The 2621-nt window shown below is 42.2% G+C and carries 2 protein-coding genes; both read right to left on the minus strand.

What is annotated here, in order from left to right; translation table 11 throughout:
• Window positions 1–76 precede the first annotated feature (76 nt).
• Window positions 77–1675 carry a restriction endonuclease gene (locus LC115_00875; GenBank protein ID MCZ2355233.1) on the minus strand — a complete coding sequence of 533 codons (1599 nt, stop codon included), beginning with the start codon at window positions 1673–1675 and terminating at the stop codon, window positions 77–79.
• Window positions 1676–1916: 241 nt separating this feature from the next.
• Window positions 1917–2504, minus strand: coding sequence for a hypothetical protein (locus tag LC115_00880; protein ID MCZ2355234.1), 588 nt, complete (start codon window positions 2502–2504; stop codon window positions 1917–1919).
• Between the last annotated feature and the right edge of the window lie 117 nt (window positions 2505–2621).

The following is a 2621-nucleotide window of genomic DNA, read 5'->3' on the forward strand; positions in this document are numbered from 1 at the left end:
AAGGCGTGAAAACTGCTTGGGATGTGCGCAGAATCCCCAGCGTCAGGTGCACGCTGTGTTGGTTGCGCTCTTGATTTTACAACAACTTCTTTTGCTCGGTCTTTCTCTTTTCGACTTTCGCCTTTTTGAAATTCAAACCGCCACGAGATAAATCAGGATATAGCGGCTTTTTGCCAGAGAATAACTCGGCAATCGTCAAAATCTGAATTTTTGGAAACTCGCCCATGTGCGGCGATTGATAAAAACCAGCGGTTGCGGCTTGTACAAGCATTGGCTTTGTAGGCTCGGCGAGCGTAACAAATAAACCAATTTCTGCCTTCTCATTTTCAACGGTGGCAATCAAATCTTTCACCATCGAAACGCCAACATTGTTACCGCCTTTTACAGAAACGACAATTTTCTTTGCGCCAGAATTATCATCTTGAAAGAAAATTAATCCATCAATGCCGCCGTCCGAACCTTTTTTCTTTCCTTGAAATGGCTGGGCGTTGATTAAAGAACAAGCCCACCACTGGAATTGGTATTTATCTCGCTCGGCTAATTCTTTTGCTCCTTCAAAATCTGCTGGCGTTCCGTGAACATCAAATTGAATTTCGGGAAAAGCGTCTTTCATGCGCTTTTCAATTAAACTGATTGCCAAATGAGTTATATCAATTCCAATCCAATCACGTTCAAGAATTTGTGCGGAATGAACTGCCGTACCACATCCGCAAAACGGATCTAAAACTACATCGCCTTTATTACTTGATGCTTTAAGTATACGTTCCAAAAGCGCAAGCGGTTTTTGTGTTGGATAACCAAGTCTTTCGGCGGCTTGTGAATTTATTGGAAAAATATCATCCCAAACTGTGCCTAATGGAACTCCATCTGTTTCATCCAAAAACCTTTTGTATCGTGGCATACCGCTTTTTGTGAAAACTACCTTGCCTTCTGCCATCATTTTATCTATATGTTCTTGGGACATCCAATGCCGTCCAGCAGGCGGTGGAATTACTTTATCTCCAAATTTTCTTGGCACGCCTTCGCCTGCGCCATGTGCTGAAACGAGTTGATAGCGTTTTCCGTTTTCATCTACGTTTGAATAATGACTTTCAATATAACTTTCATCAAACGGCGCACGAGGAGAATTCCAAATAGGCTTTTCAGACTTTGAATAATACAAAATTACATCGTGAATATCGTTATAACTTACTGCGCCGCCATGAGCGGCTGACCTTTTCCAAATAATTTCACTTTTGAAATTCTCTGCGCCGAACACGGTATCTAAAACGATTTTCAAATAATGGCTGGCTGTCGGGTCGCAATGTAAATATAAACTTCCGTCTAATTTCAAAACTCGGTGAAGTTCAACTAAACGATTAGCCATCATCGTGAGATACGCCATTAAATCGCTTTCTTTCAAAAAGCGGCGCAAGGAACGAATCATTTCAGCGACATCTGTATTTTGCTGATGTAAAAGTTCTGAAAACTCACGTTCGGCTTGTTCGCCCCAATGCCAAGTATCATCAAAGGCGGTTATTTGAGCGTCGGACTCATGTCCTTTTGGCGTTTTTAGATAAACGTTGTAATCTCGCTTGCTATTGAACGGCGGGTCGAGATAAACCAAGTTTATGCTTTCATCTTTTATGTATTCGCGCAAAATGTTGAGATTGTCGCCAAAATATAAACTTCCCATGACCAACATTTTCCGTTAGCCACTGTCTTTGAGTTGCTTTTAATACTTCATTATGCAAGACAGCAACCAACGGCTTGCGTTAGCGGCGGACGGGGGGCGGGAGTAGAAGAGTCCAGAGGGCAGAAAAAACTTTCAGCGTGAAAAATGCTCATAAACCGCACCGAATCCCCGCCGTCCGCTGCACGCTTTGTTAGCCTGCGTTTGGTTTTAGAAGAGACTCTGCCTTTAGAATTTGTTTATCTTACCTGAAATCTTCTAAATTTTCCAAGAAGAAGCAATTAATTTCAATTCTCATCACTTTTTCATCTAAAGGAATGGCTGGCGGATGGTCGTCAGCATTTTCGGGTCGAGCATGTACGCACCAGCCTTCACTATAAAGACCAACGGCAAGGCTAACAAAGCCACCATCTCCTGCCGACGCTGTGATTGCTTTGGGTGAGCCTAAATCTGAGAGAATATCGCTCCAATTTATTGCAACCCCGTTAATTTCAATGTCATTATTGTCCCCGCTTTCCAAAGCCACTTCTAAAACCTTGTTAAGTTCATAATCTACTTTTATTTGTAAAGCATTACTTTGACCTAATCCTACATTTAAATAATCTTGACCACTATACTGAGTTTTACGAATTTCGTTATCTTTTGTATAAGGATGTATCTTCATTAAATCAATCGCCTGATTTGGAGTTGTAACATCGGGCTGAATACCTAGCAAACAAGGTTGTTCACAAGTCGCGCCATCTGGAAACGAAAACAACATTGCCAAGGTTTCAGGCTTTGAAGGCTTGAATGAACTGCCAAGTGCAAAGACCAGGGCTATGCTTAAAATCACAATTATAACGACGAGAACACGAGAGTTTTTTATTGACATGATTATTATTGGCGAAGCAGGCTAACGGCTTGCGTTACCTGCGCTGGGCGGGGACGGCGAAGCCGTCCAACCAGAAAA

The sequence above is a fragment of the Bacteroidia bacterium genome (assembly GCA_026932145.1).
Lineage (GTDB): Bacteria > Bacteroidota > Bacteroidia > J057 > JAIXKT01 > JAIXKT01.